Source organism: Butyrivibrio hungatei (genome assembly GCF_900101605.1).
GTDB classification, from domain to species: Bacteria; Bacillota; Clostridia; order Lachnospirales; family Lachnospiraceae; genus Butyrivibrio; species Butyrivibrio hungatei_B.
Map to the genome: position 1 here is coordinate 67757 of NZ_FMUR01000018.1, position 22446 is coordinate 90202.

21 protein-coding genes are annotated in these 22446 nt (G+C 35.2%); all 21 read left to right on the forward strand.

The window, feature by feature from the left end; all coding sequences use genetic code 11:
• Positions 1 to 9 precede the first annotated feature (9 nt).
• Positions 10 to 1134 carry a polysaccharide pyruvyl transferase family protein gene (locus BLP87_RS13460; RefSeq protein ID WP_074463130.1) on the forward strand — a complete coding sequence of 375 codons (1125 nt, stop codon included), beginning with the start codon at positions 10 to 12 and terminating at the stop codon, positions 1132 to 1134.
• 18 nt (positions 1135 to 1152) lie between these two features.
• The gene (locus tag BLP87_RS13465) at positions 1153 to 2685 is read left to right on the forward strand and encodes a lipopolysaccharide biosynthesis protein (RefSeq protein ID WP_074463131.1); all 1533 of its coding nucleotides are present in this window, start codon (positions 1153 to 1155) and stop codon (positions 2683 to 2685) included.
• Positions 2686 to 2694: 9 nt separating this feature from the next.
• Entirely contained in the window at positions 2695 to 3615 is a 921-nt protein-coding gene (locus tag BLP87_RS13470; RefSeq protein WP_074463132.1) for a beta-1,6-N-acetylglucosaminyltransferase, read from the forward strand.
• Positions 3572 to 4591, forward strand: a complete 1020-nt coding sequence (locus BLP87_RS13475; RefSeq protein ID WP_083334619.1) for a glycosyltransferase — start codon at positions 3572 to 3574, stop codon at positions 4589 to 4591. The genes BLP87_RS13470 and BLP87_RS13475 overlap by 44 nt, the downstream gene beginning before the upstream one ends.
• A complete protein-coding gene (locus BLP87_RS13480; RefSeq protein ID WP_074463134.1) occupies positions 4584 to 5735 on the forward strand; it encodes a glycosyltransferase in 1152 nt (383 codons plus the stop codon). The genes BLP87_RS13475 and BLP87_RS13480 overlap by 8 nt, the downstream gene beginning before the upstream one ends.
• The gene (locus BLP87_RS13485) at positions 5725 to 6669 is read left to right on the forward strand and encodes a polysaccharide deacetylase family protein (RefSeq protein ID WP_074463135.1); all 945 of its coding nucleotides are present in this window, start codon (positions 5725 to 5727) and stop codon (positions 6667 to 6669) included. The genes BLP87_RS13480 and BLP87_RS13485 overlap by 11 nt, the downstream gene beginning before the upstream one ends.
• Complete coding sequence (locus tag BLP87_RS13490) at positions 6659 to 7717, forward strand: glycosyltransferase (protein ID WP_074463136.1); 1059 nt, start codon at positions 6659 to 6661, stop codon at positions 7715 to 7717. The genes BLP87_RS13485 and BLP87_RS13490 overlap by 11 nt, the downstream gene beginning before the upstream one ends.
• Positions 7718 to 7891: 174 nt before the next feature.
• A complete protein-coding gene (locus BLP87_RS13495; protein ID WP_074463137.1) occupies positions 7892 to 8881 on the forward strand; it encodes a glycosyltransferase family 2 protein in 990 nt (329 codons plus the stop codon).
• Between the two features lie 25 nt (positions 8882 to 8906).
• Positions 8907 to 10040, forward strand: coding sequence for a DegT/DnrJ/EryC1/StrS family aminotransferase (locus BLP87_RS13500; RefSeq protein WP_074463138.1), 1134 nt, complete (start codon positions 8907 to 8909; stop codon positions 10038 to 10040).
• Positions 10041 to 10045: 5 nt separating this feature from the next.
• Positions 10046 to 10873 carry a metallophosphoesterase family protein gene (locus BLP87_RS13505; protein ID WP_074463139.1) on the forward strand — a complete coding sequence of 276 codons (828 nt, stop codon included), beginning with the start codon at positions 10046 to 10048 and terminating at the stop codon, positions 10871 to 10873.
• Positions 10812 to 11660 carry an NAD-dependent epimerase/dehydratase family protein gene (locus BLP87_RS13510; protein ID WP_074463140.1) on the forward strand — a complete coding sequence of 283 codons (849 nt, stop codon included), beginning with the start codon at positions 10812 to 10814 and terminating at the stop codon, positions 11658 to 11660. Before BLP87_RS13505 ends, BLP87_RS13510 begins: the two co-directional genes overlap by 62 nt.
• Positions 11639 to 12676, forward strand: coding sequence for an ATP-grasp domain-containing protein (locus tag BLP87_RS13515; protein ID WP_074463141.1), 1038 nt, complete (start codon positions 11639 to 11641; stop codon positions 12674 to 12676). Before BLP87_RS13510 ends, BLP87_RS13515 begins: the two co-directional genes overlap by 22 nt.
• Positions 12677 to 12748: 72 nt before the next feature.
• Positions 12749 to 14962, forward strand: coding sequence for a glycosyltransferase family protein (locus BLP87_RS13520; protein ID WP_074463142.1), 2214 nt, complete (start codon positions 12749 to 12751; stop codon positions 14960 to 14962).
• On the forward strand, positions 14959 to 15456 hold the full coding sequence (locus BLP87_RS13525; RefSeq protein ID WP_074463143.1) for a GNAT family N-acetyltransferase: 498 nt from the start codon (positions 14959 to 14961) through the stop codon (positions 15454 to 15456). Before BLP87_RS13520 ends, BLP87_RS13525 begins: the two co-directional genes overlap by 4 nt.
• 5 nt (positions 15457 to 15461) lie before the next feature.
• Positions 15462 to 16253 carry an ABC transporter permease gene (locus BLP87_RS13530; RefSeq protein WP_074463150.1) on the forward strand — a complete coding sequence of 264 codons (792 nt, stop codon included), beginning with the start codon at positions 15462 to 15464 and terminating at the stop codon, positions 16251 to 16253.
• A gap of 12 nt (positions 16254 to 16265) precedes the next feature.
• On the forward strand, positions 16266 to 17003 hold the full coding sequence (locus BLP87_RS13535; RefSeq protein WP_074463144.1) for an ABC transporter ATP-binding protein: 738 nt from the start codon (positions 16266 to 16268) through the stop codon (positions 17001 to 17003).
• Positions 17004 to 17090: 87 nt separating this feature from the next.
• Complete coding sequence (locus BLP87_RS13540; RefSeq protein WP_074463145.1) at positions 17091 to 19733, forward strand: glycosyltransferase family 4 protein; 2643 nt, start codon at positions 17091 to 17093, stop codon at positions 19731 to 19733.
• A 35-nt stretch (positions 19734 to 19768) separates the two neighbouring features.
• Positions 19769 to 20287, forward strand: a complete 519-nt coding sequence (locus tag BLP87_RS13545) for a GNAT family N-acetyltransferase (RefSeq protein ID WP_074463146.1) — start codon at positions 19769 to 19771, stop codon at positions 20285 to 20287.
• Positions 20288 to 20302: 15 nt separating this feature from the next.
• Positions 20303 to 20881, forward strand: a complete 579-nt coding sequence (gene rfbC, locus BLP87_RS13550; RefSeq protein ID WP_074463147.1) for a dTDP-4-dehydrorhamnose 3,5-epimerase — start codon at positions 20303 to 20305, stop codon at positions 20879 to 20881.
• A gap of 46 nt (positions 20882 to 20927) precedes the next feature.
• Positions 20928 to 22013, forward strand: coding sequence for a dTDP-glucose 4,6-dehydratase (rfbB, locus tag BLP87_RS13555; RefSeq protein ID WP_074463148.1), 1086 nt, complete (start codon positions 20928 to 20930; stop codon positions 22011 to 22013).
• A 52-nt stretch (positions 22014 to 22065) separates the two neighbouring features.
• Positions 22066 to 22446: sugar nucleotidyltransferase (locus BLP87_RS13560; protein ID WP_176756655.1), on the forward strand; the 381-nt coding region annotated here is incomplete at its 3' end.

The following is a 22446-nucleotide window of genomic DNA, read 5'->3' on the forward strand; positions in this document are numbered from 1 at the left end:
TAAGTAATTATGGGAAAAATAAAAGTAGGAATAATAACATTATCCGCATCTGATAATTGCGGATCTTTGCTACAGGCATATGCATTACAGGAATATTTGAAAAAATCGTGTGATGCAGAGGTTACAATTTTGAATCTTGTAACTGATGCTTCAGATAAATTATATGAAATATCACCTGTAAAATATTTGCGCCACCCGAGCTTGTTCCGGTTTTATCTAAAGAATTATAAAAAGAACAAAAGGCAAAAGGAAGATTACCAGGAATTTAGAGAAAAATATCTTAATCTCACTCCAAAGATTTATAGAAATGTTGAGGAATTAAAAAATCTTGATGAGGAGTACGGATTTGATGTGATAATTGCCGGAAGTGATCAGATATGGAATATCAATATGCTGGATTTTTCGGATTGCTTCTATCTGCCCGTCAGCACAGGTGCAAGGAAAGTGGCTTATGCCGCAAGCATGGGATCTATGCTTGAGTTTCCTGAAAGCAAGAAGGAATGGGCAATTAACTGCGTTAAAGATTTCTATAGGGTGTCTGTTCGCGAAAAGTCTGCATCGAAGACATTGGGGAATTCCGGATTTATGGATGTCCCTGTAGTTTGTGATCCGACAATGCTGCATGATCATGACTTTTGGCTTGAAACTGCCGGAGACAGAATGATAAAAACAAAGTACATATTCTATTATTCATGGGCATACAGCGATGATGACATGAATAAGATAGTAGCGGATTTTGCAAAAGAAAAGAATCTGCCTGTGTATGTTATTAATCCGACAAAATGGAGATTTTATAATCCGAAAGACTATGACTTTGTTTTAAATGAAATGTCGGGACCTTCAGCCTTTTTGAATCTTATGGCGTATGCTGAATACGCGTTTGTTCAATCATTCCACGGGTGCGTGTTTGCGAGTTTGTTTAGGAAAAATTTCTTTTTCTTAAATGAACGCGAGAGTGGGATTGATTTTAGATCCGGAGGATTGCTCAATCTTATTGGGGCAAATGACAGGATAGTTCATAGTTTTGATGATACACGCATAGCTGAACAAGCCGGAATGGGATATTCCAACAGTGAAGTTAATGTGCTCATAGAAAAATCTAAGAATTATTTGATCGAGACGTGCACAATATAAAGCGGGTTAGGAAACAATATGAAGTACAACAGAACCAAAAATGGCATAAGAAATATGATTTGGGGAATATTGAATAAATTTGTAAATCTTCTGGTTCCCTTTTTTATTAGAACTATTCTGATAAAGAGTTTGGGAAAAGAGTATACCGGAGTGACAGGTTTGTTCACGTCTATTCTTACAGTACTTAATCTTGCGGAGCTGGGCTTCTCGTCTGCGATAGTTTTCAATATGTACAAGCCTATAGCTGAAGATGATGACGAAACAGTATGTGCACTGATGAGTTTCTATAGAAAAGTCTATCACATTATAGGTGCTTTTGTGCTGGTGTGTGGACTGGCGCTTATACCTTTTCTTAAGTATTTTTGCAAAGACGGGTATCCGGAAGATATTAATATCTATGTTTTATACATAATCTTCCTTCTTAATTCTGCGGTAAGTTATTTTCTGTTTGCGTACAGAAGTTGCATTTTGAATGCTTATCAGAGAGAAGATGTAATAAGTAAGCTAAACATTGTATTAAAGCTTATAATGTACGTTGCTCAGATTTTTACATTGATAGTTTTAAGAGATTGCTATGCTTATGTTATACTGACGCTTATGAATACGGTAGCGACCAATCTTTTGAGTGCTTATTTATCCAAAAAGTATTATCCTCAGTATTCATGTAAGGGAAATATAAAAAAAGAAAAAAAGGCAAACATAATTCAGAATATCAAAGGTCTTATGATTGGAAAAGTTTGCCTCGTCAGTAGAAATGCTTTGGATAACATATTTGTTTCTACTTTTCTGGGATCTGTAATGGTTACAATATATGGGAATTATTATTACATAATGAATGCAGTCACCGGAATGATGACTGTGTTTATGACATCGCTCAGCGCCGGTGTTGGTAATAGTATTGCTACAGAGCCTGTTGAAAAAAACTATAAAGATATGAATATGCTTGTTTTTATATATGCATGGGTATCCGGATTGGCGCTTTCATGTATGTTCTGTCTGTATCAGCCGTTTATGATGAATTGGATGAAAGAGGAAGAAATGCTTTTACCTCTGGTAGATGTTATTCTTTTTTGTGCATATTTTTATTCTATGACAATGGGCGATGTCAGAAGTTTGTATGCAACTTCGGCCGGATTGTTCTGGGAAAACAGGGTATATGTTATTGCAGAAACGGTAACAAATCTGGTGCTAAACTATGTATTGGCTAAGATGTATGGTATACACGGAATTATAATTGCGACGCTTCTTTCGATATTGTTCATTAACTTTGTATGGGGCTCAGCGGTATTATTCAAGCATTATTTCAAAAAGTATAACGTTATGGTTTTTTATGGCAGGCATTTGCTATATTTCACTATAGCTATTATAGGAACAATTGCTTCGTATGCTGTTACAAGACTTATCCCCAATAAGGGATGGTTGTCGCTGATTCCGATGCTGAGTGTTTGCGTTATAGTACCTAATATTATCTTTTTGTTGTTCTATTGCAGAAGAGATGAATTTAAAGTGGCTTGTGCTTTTATTAAACGCAAATTTATGAAGAAAGAGTGACGGTAATAAATGGGAAAACATGCATATTTGATAATGGCGCATCATAGACCGGATTTACTGCATGAATTGCTTGAAGCGTTGGATGATACGAGAAATGATATATATATTCATGTGGACAGAAAAAGTTCTGAGAACGGTTGGGATTATAAGACAAGAAAAAGCAAAGTTGTTCTTGTAAAGCCAATGAGCGTAAATTGGGGTGGATATTCGCAGATTGAATGTGAGTATCGCTTGTTTAAAGAGGCATTTTCCGGAGGACCATATGATTATTATCACCTTATGACGGGAGTTACATATCCTTTAAAGAGTCAGGACTATATTCATGATTTTTTTGATGCACATAAGGGAACGGAATTTGTCGGATTTGATAATAAAGAAGATTATTCTTTTAGGGCAAGGTATTATTATCTGTTTAGCGAAGCGGGAAAAAGGGTCGGTCTGGTTAATCGGGCAAAATGGCGATTAAGGGAATATTGGTTGGAAATTCAGGAAAAATACCATTTTGACAGATTGAAAAAAGCTCCTTTCAGAAATATAGAGATAAAAAAGGGACTTGCTTATGTTTCTGTGACCAATGAACTTGTTAAGTATATTCTTGATCAAAAAAAGGTAGTAAAGAAGCTGCTTGGACATTCAATCAGCGGAGATGAGATATTTATCCAAACGCTGGTGTACGGATCGGAATTCAGGGGAAAGGTATATGATTACAATAACGAGTTTGACGGTTGCATGAGAATCATGGCTTGGGATGATGTGTACGGAAATCGTGAGGGGCATAACTATATCATTCAGGATCTTGATGCTCTAATGAATAGTGATAAGTTGTTTGCGCTAAAGTTTGAGGGGAAAGATGGCTTAGCGCTGATAAAGGAATTGAAAAAGAAAAATGGAACAAACAATGCTTCTATCGATAATCATACCAATCTATAATGCCGGAAGTAATCTTAACAGGCTACTTGACAGTCTTATATGTGAAGAAGACGGATATGAAATAATACTTGTAAATGACGGATCGACAGACGAATCGGGAAGTATATGCAAGAGATATGCCGAAAAATTCCCAATAATTAAGTACATTGAACAGGAGAACAGTGGTGTATCCGCTGCACGTAATTGCGGAATAGAAGAGTCAACAGGAAAATATTTGTTATTTATCGATGCAGATGACAGAGTTAATGGTCTTACTACACGTGTACTGAATATTCTTGGCGATAAAGAATATGCTCTGTTAGAGTATGGCTATAACGTTTTGCGTGACAATGAAGTGGTTAATGAGCCTATACCCGATATGACCCGGACAAGCAGTATAGATGAGATCAAAGCTGACTTTGTTAGATATGCAGACTCTCCAATGTACAACAATGTTTGGAATAAAATATTTAGAAGAGATGTCATAGATGGCAATAATATTCGATTTAATAACATGAAGATTGGTGAAGATTGTTGTTTTGTGTGTGATTATTTGAGGAGTTGTAGCGGAAATTACAGATTTGTTGAGGATGTGCTGTATACGTATGTAGAAGATGGCATGTCTGCGACCAATTCATTTTGCCGGGAGAGGTGGGAAAATGAATTGACGTTGATAAAGAATCTTGAAACTTGTATGACTGAATTCAAGATTCATGGGAAAAGCAGATATGAGTTTAGAGAAAAAAAGAGAATAAAAGCGTGTTTATACGAAATTGAGAATATTGTGCGTGTGAAAGATAAGAAAAACAGCAATCTTGTGAAAAAGAGATTTCGTGAAATGCATGATTATATTCATGATATGAATAAAAAATATTTTACGGGAATATCAAAGAAGCAGAAGGTTCTTCTTTTTTGTATCAGATATAATATTCCTTTAGTAATGTATTTATATATAGGCTATAGGCAAAACAAGTTACGGGAGAACACGTTTGATTAAAAGTGAGCTAAAAAGAAAAATTAAAGTTCTTGCATTCATATGGAGTATGGGAAATGGAGGAGCACAGCAGGTTCTTGTCAATAATCTTCGCTTTTTTCAAAATGATCCCGATATTGATTTTAAGCTTATATGTTTTAACGGACCAAGCACTAACTCAAAATATGATGAGATAATTCGCAAAGAGAATCTTAAGGTGAGATATCTTAATTATCCAAGGAGTATTATCAGAATTCCTGTAATACGTTATCCGTTTAATAAATTAGTGGAATTGAGAACATGGATTAAAGTAATAAAGGAAGAAAAGCCTGATATTGTGCATGTTCATATCTCGCAGCTTCTTACTACAACAGCACTTCCGATGCAGATATGTAAAGTGCCGATAAGGTTTGATACACTTCATTCCAACCCGTACAGGTATACAGGAACGGAGCTTGAATTGATAAAACATGCCTTTCATAAGCAGGGAGTCATTCCCATATGTCTGAACCAAAAACAGGCGACTGATGCATGTGATCACTATAAGATCGATAAATATGAGATTTTGCATAATGGATTTGATTTCCGGAAGATAAGAGACGGTATTGTCAGCAAAAGCGAAGCGCGAAAAAGGCTTAAACTTAACGCCGATGATCTTGTACTTGCCGGAGTAGGTCGCCTTGACCCTGTTAAGAATTATGAGCTTATGATCGATGTATTTGCTGAAGTGTGCAAGAAGAGAAAAGATTCTAAGCTTATTATTGCGGGAGCGGGGGATCAGGAAATATATAAGAGAAGAGCTGTTCAATACGGAATAGGTGACAAAGTTCTCTTTGTTGGACAGATAAGCAACGTATGCGATGTATATTGTGCTGCTGATGCACTGCTTATGACTTCTCATTCCGAGGCATCTCCTTTGACATTGGTAGAAGCTCAGATATGTGGAACAGATTGCATCATATCATCAGGGGTTCCGGATGAAAGTGTGATAACCGATAAGGTTATCAAAATGAAAAAAGGAGCAACGCCTGTTGAATGGGCCGATGCTCTTCTTAACGGTCATGATAAGGTAAAACCTTTACTCACAGAGAGTGACTATGATCTGGAGAATACAAATAAACAATTAAAAGATCTGTATTTAAAGTATTGGAAGAATTATGAAGGATAAGTATTTTTTGATATCGGTAGATACTGAAGGAGATAACCAGTGGGACCCTTCAAAAGAAGTATCAACGCAAAATGTGGAGTATATCCCGCGTTTTCAGGAATTGTGCGAAAAATACGGATATAAACCTGTTTGGCTTTCTAATTATGAGATGGTCTGCGATGATAAGTATGTTGATTATATGAAACCTAAGCAGGATAAAGGGTTGTGTGAGATTGGCATGCATCTTCATGCATGGTTTACACCGCCTGAGTATCCGCTTGAGAAGAAAACAGACCAAAGGGATTACCTTATAGAATATCCGTATGAAGTTATGGAACAAAAGATTATAACCATGACAGATCTTATTGAGGAGAAATTTGGAACAAAGCCTGTATCTCATCGTAGCGGAAGATGGGCAATGGATGACAGATACTTTAAGCTCCTTAAGCAGTATGGTTATAAAATTGATTGTTCCGTAACTCCTCATGTAAGCTGGGAAAAGAATTTGGGAAGTACCGGACTTGGTGGGACAAATTACAGTGAATATAATGAGAAGCCTTATGTGACTGAGTATGGATTATTGGAGATACCTGTAACCATACGTCATATAAGATATCTGGATGCAAGCAGGATGACAGGCTTTTTGGATTCTTTGCGCGAGATTAAGCGTTGGATCTTGGGAAGAGATCAGTGGCTTAGATTTTTTGAAACCGGCTCATATTTAGGTATCCGCAAGATGCTGGAAAAAAACAAAAATGAAGAAGTATTATTGTTTATGATTCATTCTGCGGAGTTGATGCCCGGAGGAAGTCCGTATTTTAAAGACAGTAATGATATTGAGGCTTTGTACAAAGGTATTGAGGATATGTTTAAGTTTGTTCAAAAAATGAATTACAAAGGCATAACCATGAAGGATTTCTATAAAATTGAAATGGAGCAGAAAAGTGAAAAATAAGAGGATTGTTGTTGCGGCAACGAGTCTTTCCGGTGGCGGTGCGGAGCGTGTGGCGGTTCTTCTTGCAAATTATTTTGCCACAAGAGGATATGAGGTTGCTTTTGCGGCACTTCTAGATGATAAAAAGGGATATGAACTTGATAAAAGTGTGAAATATATTTATTGCGGTTGCAATGAAGGAAATAAGATAAGACGTGCATATCTTAGAAGCAAGATATTTCATGACGAAGTGGTTAGATTTGCGCCGGATTGTCTGATATCTTTTATGACTATGGAGAATATTCTGTTTAAGGGAAAACAGCCGTTTTACAAGGTATATTCTATCAGAAACGATCCAGCTAATGAGTTTTCAACAGGCGTATCAAAGCATCTTAGAAGATTTGTGTTATCCGGTGCGGATACAATAGTTTTTCAGACCGAAGATGAAAGAGACTATTTTGATAAGAAGATTAGGGATAAGGGGAGAATTATCGGTAATCCCGTAAGTGCAGATCTGCCGGATTGGAATGAGATTGGACACAATAAAACAATCGTAGCTGTGGGAAGATTATCGGATCAAAAGAATTTCGAGCTTCTTATAAACGCATTTTATAAGTTCTCTCAGAAGGTAGAGGGATACAAACTTGTAATATACGGAGAAGGAGAATTAAGAGAAAAGCTTAGTAATCAGATTGAGGAACTTGGCCTTGTCGGGAGTGTTGAAATGCCGGGATTTGTTTCCGACATACATGATAGGATGAAAGAAGCTGCTATGTATGTGTCATCATCTAATTATGAGGGAATATCTAATTCGATGCTTGAGGCATTGGCAATAGGTGTTCCTACAATATGTACGGATTGTCCTGCCGGAGGCGCCAGACAGAGCATAAAAGCCGGTGAGAGCGGTTTTCTTACAGAAGTAGGAAATGCTGATATGCTGGCGGATAAGATGATTGAACTTGCAAGTGATGGAGAACTTATGCTAAAGTTTAGCCGTAACTCACGCAAAATCCGAGATGAACTAAGTATTGAAAAAGTATGTGAGAAATGGGTAGAGTTATTGTCGTAATATATTTATAAGACTCATGTACTTAAAGGTATTGTATAAATGAATTGATTTAGAATGCTATGTGAATAATAAAAAGTCTGGGTGTGCTAAAGGTTGTAAAAAACATATAATAGTTATAAAATATCAACGTTGTAACTTTTTATTATGCAATAGATATAATGTTGGGGGATCAGAGTGTTCAGAATAAGTGTGATTGTCCCGGTTTATAACGGTGAAAAGTACCTGAGAAAATGTTTGGACAGTATTGCAAACCAGACTATAGACGGACTTGAAATCATAGTTGTTGATAACAAATCAACCGATGAATCCCCATTGATTATTGAAGAGTTTATTAGTTGTTGGAGTTCAAAAAGAAGAATTGTTTTTTTGACTGAAGACAGACAGGGAAATGCGTATGCACGAAATACGGGGACGGAACATGCCACCGGAGAGTATATTGCGTTTATTGATCAAGATGATTATATAAAATCTGATTACTTTGAGAAACTATACAATGAGGCTAATGCTCATGTGGCAGATGTGGTAGTGTCAGGATATGAGTTGGTGACTCCGAAGGGGCAGACCAAGAGGACTGTTGGACTGAAGAAATCCAAGTGGTCTCCATATAGGATTGTTGCTCCGTGGGGAAAGATTTATAAGAAAAGTCTTATTACTGAGAACAATATTCGATTTTTGCCTGTAAATAAAGGCGAGGATATTTATTTTGTTTTCAATGCATATAATCATGCGAATATAGTATATGTATCTGATTATGTGGGATACCGATGGCTTTCGAATAATGAATCTTTTAGTAGGACAGAACACAAAAAAATAGATGACAATAATAGCATATTACCTCTTTTTTATGCATTACAAAACAGCTTATTTCCTTTAAAGCATGTTGATAATACATGTTTGGAATACTTCTATATAAAGACAATAGTTCACGAGGTTATGTTTTGCGCCAAAGGGAATAATCTTGAAGATGTATACGGATATTATGAAAGACTTATAAAGTGGATTGACAAAGAATATCCTAATAATGAGTCAAATTATTATCTGAGATTATTTGGTGTAAGAGGAGAGGAATATAAGCGACGATTCTTAGTTGCGTTATTCTGGTACATGAAGAAAAAAAGAAAAATAAAATTGCTTATAAAGATGTATGTAAACATTTTTAGATAATATTCAAGGATAAAGGAGAAAAAACATGGATATTCAATTGTTCAAGGCTAAATATGAAGTAGAAGAATGTCTTAATGAGATTAGGGAGTGTCTCGAGGTTGGCTGGACAGGAATGGGATTTAAGACAGTAAAGTTCGAAGAGGCATGGAAACAGTATACAGGACTTCCTTATGCTCATTATTTGAATTCTTCTACCATGGGCTTGTATATGGCAGTAGATATCTTAAAAGAAGAGTATGGTTGGTCTGATGGTGATGAGATTATTTCAACACCAATCACTTTCATTTCTACTAACCATGCAATTGCTAAGTCAAATATGAAGGCAGTATTTGCTGATATTGATGATACAATGTGTCTTGATCCTAAGTCTGTAAGAGAACGCATTACAGATAAGACAAGAGCAATCATGTATGTTGGTCTTGGCGGAAATGTAGGTAATTACAATGAGATTGTTGAGATTTGTAAAGAGCACAATCTAAAGTTCATTCTTGATGCTGCACATATGACAGGAACAAGATTGAACGGCAAGATTCCCGGCAAGGAAGCAGACGTTGTTGTTTATTCATTCCAGGCGGTAAAGAACCTTCCTACTGCAGATAGCGGAATGATTTGCTTCAAGGATGGAAAACTTGATGAAATTGTTCGTAAGAAAGCTTGGCTTGGAATCAATAAGGATACTTATGCACGTACTCAGAATATGGGTAATTATAAGTGGAGATACGATGTTGAGTATGTAGGAGAGAAGGGACACGGAAACTCAGTAATGGCTTCCATCGGTCTTGTTCAGCTCAAATATGTTGACAGAGATAACGCATATCGCAGAACAATTTGCGGATGGTACAGAGATCGCCTTGCACCATATGCTGATAAGATTAAGTTTACAAGAATAGAAGATGGATGTGAGAGTTCATGTCACTTATTCCAGATTCTTGTTGATGACAGAGATGCACTTATTGTTGCACTTAATCAGGCAGGAATTTCTCCCGGAGTTCATTATGTGGCAAATACAGATTATAAGATGTATTCATATGGCAAGGGAACATGTCCTCATGCAGAATATGTCAGCGAGCATACATTGTCATTGCCTCTTAACTTATATCTTAGCCGTAGCGATGTTGACTATATTTGTGACGAAGTAATCAAATTTCTTGAGAAATAAAAATTATGAACTTGCAAGATAAAACATTTGCGGTATTATCTGATGTTCACGGTAATCTTGAAGCATTGGAGAAAGTATTAAAGATTCTCAAGAAAAAGGGTATTAGTAATATTGTTTTTCTTGGGGATGCATTGGGATATGGAGCTGATCCGGTTAAATGCTTTACAATGCTTCAAGATATTAGTTCTGTTTTTTTAATGGGTAATCATGAGGCAATGATTATTGAACCTTCGCAAAAAAAGAGTTGTTTATGCAATGAGTCTTATGAGTGGACAAAGGAAGTTATTCCGTCTGAAATATTTGAAAAGCTGAAGGAATTGCCGTTTGATTATGTTAATGAAAAAATGGGTTTTTATCATGCGACTCCCAATAATTCTTTATGCAATTGGAAATACTTAAATGATTTAGATGATATTATTGCAGCATTCGATAAGCTGTCTAATATCATTTCGTTTTATGGGCATACCCATAGACCTCGAGTTGTTATAATCGGTGAAGAAATCACAGACAAGTTAATAACGCGAACAACAAAATTTCGAATTGATTGTGAAAAACAGCGTTGCTGTATTAATCCGGGAAGTATTGGGCAGTCAAGAGATGCAAGCACAAAGCTTTCACTGGCAATATGCAGATTTGATGGGCAATATCTTGATGTAAGGATAGAACGTCACAGATATAATTATTTGAAGGCATATTTGAAGGTGAGAATAAATGGATGTGGAGCTGACAACGCAAATTATCTGATAAGAGAAAAGTGGAGAAAGTCTATTTATGAAAATATTGGTAACTGGTGCGAATGGTTTCATAGGAAAAAGAGTATGCGAATTACTTGAAGAAAAGAAAATTGGTTATTGCAGTGGAACACGAGAATGTTTTCAAATGGACAACATAGAGTCAATGAGAAAGTTTTTGATTGAGAATTCCATTACAAATATTATTCACTTGGCTGCAAGGGCAAATAGTTCTGATGAAAAGGAGTTGTTTGACTCAAATATTGTGGGCTTATACAAACTTTTACAGGCACTTAGTGGAACTAGTGTAAGAAACATAACATTTGCTTCTGGAAATAATGTTTATGGTGAGTTGCATGACAAGAATATCGATGAAGAAGCGCTTTGTATTCCTGCAGAAGAAAATATTTATGGATTATCAAAATATGTTGGAGAGCTTCTTATAACAGATATGCTAAAAAAAACAGATATAAGTTTTTCGATTTTGAGAATAGCTGATGTTTATGGTCCAGGACAGAAATATGGAAATCTAATAAAAGCCTTAGTAAGGGCTGTTGCACAGCACGATGTAATAAAGCTTTATGGTGAAGGAAAACGAATTAGAGATTATATTTATATAGATGACGTAGCTGAAGGCCTCATTCATGCTTCAATCAATGAACTTAATGGTGTATATAATCTTTCCACCGGTGTAGGAACCAGTGTAAAAGAGTTAGTAAATATAGGAATTGAGCTGAGTGAAGGCAAGTCGTCAGTTGAGAAATTTGAGCTGGATTCGGAGGATGATTCCAGAATAGTATTAAACCCCTTTAAAATAAGTAATACCGGATATAAAGCCAATATAACTGTTAAAGAAGGATTACGCAGATGCGTAGAGGAGTACAAATGAGGCTTAATATATTAGTTACAGGTGCAGGCAGTACTATGGGGCAGAGTGTAATGAAAGCTCTGCTTATGTCTAAATATGGAAGTGAAGTATATATTCATGTGACAAATTCAGAACAACTTGGAGCAGGATTCTTTTTGTCAGAAAGAGTGGTTGGAAGACATATCGTTCCAATAGCAAAAGATCCGAGTTATATTGATGAAATAATAAAGATATGTAAAAAATTTGCAATTGATGGCATTTTTTCCGGTACAGAGCATGAAATATACGCTCTGTCATATGGTGCTGAAAGAATAAAGAAAGAAACAGGTGCAATTGTTTTTCTTTCCAGACCGGAAATTGTCGATCTTGGTACAGATAAATATAAAACTTATAAAGCATTTAAAGAAAATGGATTACCTTTCCCGGAAACTGCATTATTTGATGATTATAAGAAATTGATAGATAAAGTTGGCGGATTTCCTATTTTTATGAAGCCAAGAATAGCATCAGCTTCTAGAAATATATTTAAAATTTCGTCCGAGGAAGAACTGTTCGAAAAGAAATTCACTGATTCAGAGAATATTATCTTACAGGAGTTTCTGAATAGTGATATAGAGTATACTGCCGAAGCATTTTGCGATAAAGATGGAAAAGTTGTAGGTGTTATACCTATGATCAGAAATCTTGAATACGGAATGTCTTATTATGGAAAGATAGATGATAATGCAGAGGTTATAAGAGTTACAAAAATGGTAGCTGATGCATTAAAACCGGAAGGCGCAATAAATGTGCAAATGAGATTGGTGAATGGAAAGGCTATTCCTTTTGAAATCAACACAAGATTTTCATCGACAGAATGTGTAAGAGCCCACTATGGATTTAATTCCGTTGAAGCGGCTATAGATAATTATCTTTATGGTATGGAAGTAGACCTTAATAACTGGAGAAAAGGAATGTTCATGAGATATTGGCATGAATGCTATTTTGATGAAAAAGACATTCCCGGCGCTGTTTTTTCTGTAAAAGCTATAGGTTAAGGCGCTTATAGGTTATAAACATCTAATAAGTACGACAGGGTAGAAAGTATAGGAGTTAATCAGAATAAGAGAATGAAGAAAATACTTATTGTTTATTCAGCAAGAATACCTTCCGTTGAGCTTGTACTAAAGATTATATATGAGTTTAGTAAGAATGGTGTTGTAGATATAACAGAAAAGCAGGTTATTGATGTAAGAAAAAAGCATATTGAGAATGCTGATGTAATTCTTGCGATAAGACCATTTGAAATTAGTTCTTATGGGATTATTAAAGCTTCAAAACAGGCCGGAAAGGAAATAATAGTATATTTGGATGATGACCTCCTACATCTTCCACATGTTTACTCTAGCAAATTAAGAAAAATATTCACAGTTGCGATGTATAAGCGCAACTGCATGTATTTAAAGAAAATACTTAGTAAGTGTGATGTATTATGGGGATCCGGAAACGTGTTGACGGATCACTATTGTAAATATGTAAAAAATGGAAGATGCGTAAATACAGATGTTACTATTGATATCAGCAGAAGAAGGCCTGTTTCTGTTCGTGGAGAAAAAGTTAATATCTTATATACTGGTAGCAGTAATCATTACGCGCAGTTAAATTCTTTTATTATTCCGGCAGTAAATAAACTTGCATCAAAATATGAGAATATAATCCTGACATGTGTAGGATTTAGGGCTGAAAAAATAGAAAAGTGTAACGCAGAATTAAAATGCTATCCTTGGTTTGATAGTTATGATGATTATTACAAGTTTATTTTAGACCAATCATTTGATATAGGTGTAGCACCAATTGAACAAACTGAGTTCTATCGTTGCAAATACTATAATAAATTTGTTGAGTATAGTCTGTTGGGGACCGTTGGTATATATACGAATGATTTCCCGTATAAATCTATAGTGATTGATAAAGAAAATGGCATAATGGTGGACAATACAGTAGAAGCGTGGGCGTCCGGAATAGAATATGCGATTATTCATGAACAAGAATGCTACAACATGGTAAAAAAGGCACAAGAGTGTTGCGAGCAAAGATTTAATATTGTTACTTTAATGAAATCAATTGAAGAAAAGTTGCCGGAACTGTTTTTATTGCAAGAAAAAGAAAAATGTACAAAAGTGAGATTTTGTCCGCATTTTGTTATTAATTACGCTAGAAAGTATGCAAATAAATTTGTAAAGTATCATGAAAAAGTAAAAGATAAAAAAAGTAATATTTTATTGGTTTATACAGGCGTAACAAGTACAACGCCAATTATAAGTAGTGCGCTTGCTAAGGTTGCAGAAAGAAGCAATTCCTGTGTTGTAATAAAGGACAGTTGCATGGTGGCAAGAAAGGATATTATAAAATCTGATGTCATCGTGTTTTCTCGTGGTGCAGACCCGTATATGGCGAGTATAGCTAAAGCTGCAAAACAGGCAGAGAGATTCTGCGTATTATACCTTGATGATGATCTGTATGCATATAATAAAGGCAATGATTATGGAAAGGCACTAATCGATTGTCTTGCAAATTGTGATGTATTATGGGTATCAAATCCACTACTTGGTGAAAGATACAAAGAGTACAATAATGAAATCAGATGCGTTGTTTCAAAACTATACGAAGAGATAAAGGAAGTATATCCGCCATCAGATTATTCAGATGAAGTGACTATTTTGTACGCCGGTTCTCCGGCTCATCGTGATGTGTTACAAGAGTTGATCGTCCCTGCTCTGAATAAACTATATGAGAAAAATCAACATTTTAAAGCTGTTTTTGCAGGGCTTGATACGGATTCTTTGAAAGAGTGTAAATTTCCAATTGATTATATACCATGGACTAATGATGGTGATAAATATCGAAAAAGAGTTGCAGAGCTAAATGCAAATATAGGACTTGGAGTTATATTGGATACAGAATTCGGGAATTGTAAGTTATATAATAAATGGCTTGAATATACTAAATTAGGTGTTTCAGGAATATATTCTGATGTAACACCATATAGATTAATTGTAAATGATGGAATAAATGGTCTTCTGACTGGCAATTCTTCGGATGAGTGGGCCAATATGATTGAGAAACTCATTGAAGACAAAGCGTTATGCGCGTCAGTCATTGATAATGCGCAAAAACAGTTAAAAGAAGAATTTATTGATAATGATATTGCTAAAGAGATAACGGAAATTATTCCGGAATTTGAAAGCTATTTTGCACCAAATAGAAGAGTTAGATATAAAGATAATGTTTGGCTTGGAATTGCAAAAACTATTTGGCGTAGGTTGAGAGGTTATAGATTATGAATCATAATTTTGTGGCAGAAAATGATAAAATACGTATTAAACCAATGACTGACGAAGAAAGTGAGCAGTATCGTTTACTTAGAAACAGAAAAGACAATGCACCTTTCTTTTTTACATCAATCACGATAACGAAAGAAATGCAACGCAAGTGGTTTGAAAAATATTTATGTGATGATTCTCAGCTGATGTTTTCTATATATGAAAAGGCGACCGATGCATTTATTGGTGGCGTTAGCATATATGGTGTTAATACCAAAAAAGGTGAAGCTGAGGTTGGTAGAATAATTATTGATAAAGAAATTGCTTCTGGAAAGTATTATGGAGCTCAAAGTATTGAGTTGGTAAGTGAAGTTGCCAAAAATGAATTGGGATTAAAGAGCCTATATGCCAGTATTTATTCTTCAAATATTCCTAGTTTGAAAGCGTTTAGGGATGCGGGATACAAAGATGAAGAAATAAAGGATAATATAACAAAAGTAAGGATTGAATTGTGAAAAGTATGAGATGTTTAAAAGAGTATTTCAAAGGAATATGGAAAGATAGGTATGTATTGATCAGTTTAGTAAGACAGGATCTTCAGATGAAATATAATCGTTCTATATTGGGGGTTGCTTGGCAGATAATAACGCCGCTAGGGCTTTCATTTATAATTGGTGCGGTTTATTCGATTATTTATGGGGTGAGCCCGATTGAATTTATGCCTATTCTTTTTTCGGGATTAAATCCGTGGCTTTTTGTTACGAGTAGCGCCGACGGAGGAACTAATTCATATATAAGTGCTGAAGGGTATTTGAAACAAACACAAGTAAGTCCACAGATTTTTCCAATTAGGACAGTGTTGGTAGCGTTTATTAATTTACTATATGCTATGGGAGCTTTTTTTATTGTATATCTATTTTTACAGCCCCAGAATTTTTCATTATGTATGTTGGCAATAATACCTGGATTAATCATTATATTGTTGGCAGGTGTTGGATTGGCTAATTTTTCCAGTGCTATAACAGTGAATGTTAGGGATTTCCAACCGCTGCAGAGTCTGATTCTTCAGGGCGTTTTTTATGCGACACCGATTATTTATTTGCCTACAATGCTAGATGAGAAGGGGTATTCGTTAGTATATAAATTGAATCCTTTTTATCACATAATCAATGTCGTTAGAAGTGCTGCTTTAGGTATGGGAACAGAGTCGGTTACATATTATTTCGAAGTTTTTGCTTGTGTGACAGTATTCTTTTTGATAAGTGCAGTAGTGACTATGAAAAATAATCATGGTATTGCCATGAAGTTATAGGAGTTGAGTTCGATGAGTTATATAGAACTGGAAAATATAGATTTAGTATTTAATGTTTGGCACCAAAAAAGGATTAAGGATGTAATTATTCCTGGAAGTAATAAGTTTAGTGATTATAGCGACGGAAAGGTACATGCTATTGATAATTTAAGTCTGTCACTAAAAGACGGAGACAGGTTGGCAATCATTGGTCATAATGGAGCAGGAAAAAGTACATTGCTTAAAGTTATTTCGGGAATATATCCTCCATCAAGCGGAACGATGAAAGTTGTGGGGAATATTTCAAGCATGTTTGAGCTTGCTACAGGCTTCGAAATGGAACAGAGTGGTTGGAACAATATCTATCTTCGTGGTTTGATGCTTGGATTAAGCCCTCAAGAAATTAAGAGTAAAATGGACGAAATTGCCGAATTCTCAGAACTTGGTAATTATCTTAATATGCCGGTAAAGTATTATTCGTCGGGTATGTTTGTCAGATTAGCTTTTTCAGTCTCCACAGCTATTGAACCAGATATTTTGCTGTTAGATGAGATAATTGCTGCGGGAGATGCGGCTTTTTTGGATAAAGCAAATAAAAGATTGCAGAAGATGATTAATACTTCTAAGATAATGGTTTTTGTAACACATAATATGCAATCGGCTTTATCAATGTGTAATAAATGTATATGGATGCAGCAAGGAAAGATAATGCTTTCTGGAAGCCCAGAATTTGTTACAAATGAATATCTTAATAAAAGTATGAATAGATAGAACGTTTAGTGCTGATTTTAGAATATATAAGAGGCATCGAAAGTTTGTTGGTGTTTATTAATTGATAACGAAGGTGGAGGGATTTTCATGAAAAAAGTTTTAGTACTATCACCTACGAGCGGTTCAGCGGGTGTGGATATATGTTTATTGCATTTTGTTAAAGAATTGAACAAAAAACTTGATATAACTGTGATTTTACCACCAGGTGCTTTTTTAATAGAAAAATTCAGAGAATACAATGTAAATGTATATGAACTTCCTTTAGAGTGGTGGTTTTATCCAAGCGTTTCGATGGCTGAAATAAAAAATAAACTCTATAGAAGAAATGAAGTCATACATAGAATAGTAGATATTATCAAATATGAAAAAATTGATTATGTATTATCTAATACGACAACATCTTGGGATGGATTTTTTGCAAGTTCATTATGTGGTATACCGCATTTTTTTTGGATGCATGCTAAATATGTAGATAATATTTATACTAATCTTTCATTAGAAGAAAAAAAAGCTCTGTATAAAATTATGAGTATAGGTTCGGAGAAAATAATATGCTGTTCATCAACTTTAGCAAGGCAGATGGAAGAAATTATAGATAATGTTGCCTATGTGCAAAATGGTATAGATTTAGATGAGTATGTAGAAAACTATGATATTGGTAAGAATGATACTTTTAATATACTTACATTGGGACATTACAATGCAAACAAAAATATTGAGTTGATGCTTAGAGCGATATTATTAATCAGAGAAAAGGCGCCTAATGTATATAATAATATTAGATATTGCTGTTATGGTCCGGCTGAAGCTGATTATTATAGAGAACTTAAGAGCTTTGTTGAAAAAAATGGGTTAGTTGATAAAGTGTTTCTAAATGAATATTTGGAGACACCTAGCATTGTGTTGAAGGAAGCAGATTTATATGCCAATATTTCTATAACGGAAACTTTACCTTTGTCTGTAATGGAGGCTATGGCAACTGGATTGCCATGTATAGTTACTCCGACTGATGGAGGGAAAATAATTGTAGAAGATAATGTATCAGGTTTTATCTGTGATACTGAAAATATAATTGCCGAAAAAATAATAGAATTGTTTAATGATAGAGAAAAACTTAAAATTATGGGCATGAATGCCAGAAGAAGGGTTGAGGAATTTTTTTCGTTAAAAAATTATAATGATTTTATCCAGTTTTTTAGTGGTGAAAATCATAATACTATGATGTTAGCAGATATGATTAAAATTCTGTGTGATAGAACAAGTAACATGAAGGTGCGTGTTTTAGTAATATATCCTGAAGCGGCTCAAGCAACTTTCGCTATTGCGGCAGAATTGCCATTGGAATTGTTAAAAAAGGATGGAAAGGTTGTTCCAAAATATACAGGATTGGCTAATGTAAGTGAAAAAGATATTTATGAATCAGATGTAGTATTTTGCGTCAGGTACTATCATGAAGAGGTTCAGAGTCTGATTGATGTGGCACATAAGTTTGGAAAAAAATGGATATGGTACATTGATGATAATTATGATGCAATTAAGTTTTCTGGAGATGGGATAATTGATCATGTTTCTGTAAAAAATGATTTGTATGAAAGGATGTTTTCTAAAGCAGATTGCACAATTGTAAATAATCGTACAATCTATGAACTTGGTAGGAAGATTACGCCAAATATAAGATTATTGCCAACATATCAAATTTTAGATAGTAATTTTAATTCTGATAATGAAAAAGGGTGTATTACTTTTGGGTTCATGGGAACATTGGGACGTGATGGTGATTTTACTAATGTGACAAGAGCAATAGTTAAAATTATTGAGAAGTATGGTGATAAGATCAAGGTTGAATTCATTGGTTACATACCAAAAGAATTGGATTCGTATTCTAATGTTGAACATTTTGAATTTATAAACGACTATATGAGTTTTAGAAAGTTTTTTGTGTCTCGCCATTGGGATTTTGCTTTAGCGCCTCTAAAAGATTCTGAGTTTAACAATAGCAAAACTAATAATAAATATCGTGAATATTCTTCGATGAGAATTCCTGCTATTTATAGTGATATTAGTACATATAATAAATGTGTAGAAGATCACTATAATGGTCTCTTAGTTAGAGATACTGTTGATGAATGGTTTGATGCGATGGATGAGCTTGTGCTTAACAGTAAGTTACGAATTCAGCTGGCAGAAAAAGCATATGAAGATATACAGAAAAATTATTCAATTTATAGTTATGCTGATAGATTACTGGATGCAATATATGAGAATTGTGCTAGTAAAACTAGTGAGAAATATTTGGCAGATGAAGAAGTATTAAATGAAAATAGAAGATGGTTAATTCATGATAAACATATAGCTGATAACATGTATTTTACCGGAGGGATACATCGTAAAAGATATTCTGAATATATATATGTTGATGAGCTGAAGTATATAAAAATGTGTTTTGCAAAAACTGTTGATGGACCAGTAAGTGGTATAGTAGATATTATAATCAAGGATGATAGAAGAAATACTATTACTGATTTTAGAGAGAATTTAGAAAATATTGAATGGAATATGTGGACACGCATTCCTTGCAACACTTTTTTTAATATGCGAAATCGCAAGATTTATGTTGATATAAGGTTTAAGTATAAAAAAGATAGTGTAAAGGTTGGAGTATGGGAGTACAGAAATAAGAAAAAATTATTTTCAAAAATTCATAAGGGACATTTATATTTGGATTATTGATTTTGTTGAAATATTAGGTAAGAGAAGGAGAGCCTATGAAGATTTATTTAAGACCAATAACGGAAGATGATGCAAATCTTATTGTTAAGTGGAGAAATTCACCTGAAGTTTTGAAACATTGTTTTAATAGAAATCAGATTACTGTAGAATCCCATCTAAAGTTTTATAAGGAGTATATTGAGACTGGAAAATATAAGCAGTATATTGTTGAAAGAATAGAGGAAACAACAGGTGTTGTTGTTTATCCAATTGCAACAGTTTATCTAAAGGATATAGATAAGGCGAATAAAAGATGCCAGCTATGTATTTTCACAAGCGATGATGAAGAGTGGAGTACAGAAGGGCAGGCAATTGCGGCCAAGCAGCTATTAGAGATTGCATTTAATGAGTTGGGAATGCATAAGGTTTATTCGTATGTTTTTGCTAAATATCCGGAAGAAAAGGCATTACTGGAAACGGCTGGATTTGAGGTTGAGACCAGGCTTAATGATGAGATAGCCGGACCGGATGGATCATATGAAGATACTTATAGAATGGCTATATATAATAATTGAGAAGAGAGAATAGATATGGGAAAAATAACTGTTGAGAAGAATGTTAATGGAATTGAAGGTTTATGCGTTATTACTCCATCGGTATTTGGAGACGAACGTGGATATTTTATGGAGACATACAATTTAAACGATATGGAAGCAGAAGGCCTTCATTATGATTTTGTTCAGGATAATCAATCTGCCAGTAAAAAAGGAGTACTACGCGGGTTGCATTTTCAAAAGAATTATCCACAGGATAAGTTGGTTCGCGTAATTTCGGGAGAAGTATATGATGTAGCAGTTGATCTGAGAAAGGGTTCAGCAACATTTGGAAAGCATTATGGTATACTTCTTTCTGCTGAGAACAAAAAGCAGTTCCTTATTCCAAAAGGATTTGCACATGGATTCTTAGTTGTGAGTGAGTATGCTGAGTTTTGCTACAAAGTAACTGATTTTTATCATCCCAATGATGAGGGAGGCTTGATGTTCAATGATCCGGATATTGGTGTTGAATGGCCTATTCCGGAAGGAATGACAGAAAATGATTTTATTTTATCTGATAAGGATAAGGTAAATGCAAGTTTTAAAGAGTATTGTGCTGAGAATGGTATCTGATAATTGATATTATTAGAAAGCCTGTGATGAGTATTTAGGAGAAATAATGAAAACTTATCTTGTAACAGGAGGGGCAGGATTTATCGGCTCAAACTATATTCACTATATGTTCAAAAAATACGGTGACGACATTCGCATCATAAATGTTGATGCGCTTACATATGCCGGAAATCTTGAGAATCTTAAGGATGTTGAGGAGCGTGACAATTATACTTTTGTCAAAGCAAATATTTGCGACAGAGACGCCATCAATAAGATCTTTGAAGAGAATGAAATAGACAGAGTTGTTCATTTCGCGGCAGAAAGCCACGTTGACAGATCTATTGTAAATCCCGAGATCTTCGTTGAGACTAACGTTCTCGGAACAGCAACTATGCTTAACGCAGCTAAAAAGGCTTGGGAACTTCCTGACGGAACATTCAAAGAGGGTAAGAAATTCCTTCATGTTTCAACCGATGAAGTTTACGGTTCGCTCGATGACGATCCGAATGCTTATTTCTATGAGACAACTCTATACGATCCGCACAGCCCTTATTCAGCAAGTAAGGCAAGTTCGGATATGCTCGTAAAGGCTTATATGGATACATATAAGTTCCCTGCAAATATCACTAACTGTTCAAATAACTACGGACCTTATCAGTTCCCTGAGAAGCTTATTCCTCTTGTGATCAGCAATGCACTCGCAGGTAAGAATCTTCCCGTATACGGAGACGGTAAGAATGTTCGTGACTGGCTCTTTGTTGAGGATCATGCTAAGGCAATCGACATGGTACAGGAGAAGGGCAAGCTCTTTGAGACATACAATGTCGGCGGACACAATGAGAAGCAGAATATCGAGATCGTTAAGACAATCATCGATGTTCTCAGAGAAGAGCTTGATGACAGCGATCCCAGAAAGGCTAAGCTCAGCTACGATCTTATTAAGTATGTAACAGACAGAAAGGGACATGACAGAAGATATGCCATCGCTCCCGATAAGATCAAAAAGGAAATCGGATGGGAGCCTGAAACCATGTTCAAAGAAGGTATCAGAAAGACCATTAAATGGTACTTTGATCACAATGACTGGATGGAGCATGTAACAAGCGGCGATTACGAAAAGTATTACGCAAAGATGTATGACAAGAGATAATTGGCGATAATTGATCAGAGCCGATTATTTTAGATAAATACGGAGGAATATAATGAAAGGTATAATTTTAGCGGGTGGTTCGGGAACAAGACTTTATCCGCTTACCAGAGCTATTTCAAAGCAGATAATGCCGGTATATGACAAGCCGATGATCTACTATCCGCTTTCAACTCTTATGCTTGCAGGTATAAGAGATGTACTTATAATTTCAACTCCGAGAGACCTTCCTATATTTGAGGATCTTTTTGGAACAGGTGAGCAGCTTGGAATGAATTTCAGCTATGCTGTTCAGGATCAGCCAAGGGGGCTTGCCGATGCATTTATCATCGGTGCGGACTTTATCGGCAGCGACTCTGTTGCACTTGTTCTTGGAGACAATATTTTCTACGGACAGAGCTTTTCAAAACTTCTTCGTGATGTGGCAGCAAGAGAA